Origin of the sequence: Psychrobacter sp. CAL346-MNA-CIBAN-0220 (assembly GCF_040309805.1) — a bacterium.
GTDB lineage: Bacteria > Pseudomonadota > Gammaproteobacteria > Pseudomonadales > Moraxellaceae > Psychrobacter.
Genome location: NZ_JBEOPF010000099.1, coordinates 1 through 289, shown reverse-complemented (window position 1 = coordinate 289; position 289 = coordinate 1). Strand labels below are relative to the sequence as shown.

Annotated in this window: 1 protein-coding gene; it reads right to left on the bottom strand. The window is 52.9% G+C overall.

Annotated features, from left to right (window positions below):
* A partial coding sequence (locus AAEY88_RS12865; protein ID WP_350563013.1) for an iron chelate uptake ABC transporter family permease subunit occupies window positions 1-289 on the bottom strand: 289 nt, incomplete at both ends.

Sequence of the window (289 nt, the reverse complement as noted above, 5' to 3'; positions counted from 1 at the left end):
GCATCACCCCATCCATCATGGCGGCAATGCCTATACCTACTAACAATAAATAACCTGAGCTGACCCTGCGTGCCAGCCAAATAATCAATAGCAACACGGCCATCGCCCCTGACAGTCCTGAAACCAGCAACGTCCCTGCTCCCGCGGACAGCCCTAAACTTGGCAGTAATAAAAACCCTAAAATAACCCCAAGTGCGGCGCCTGAACTGACACCCAATACCTCTGGACTGGCCATAGGGTTACGCGTTAAAGTTTGCAGTAGCACACCGGCGACCGCCAACATCAAGCC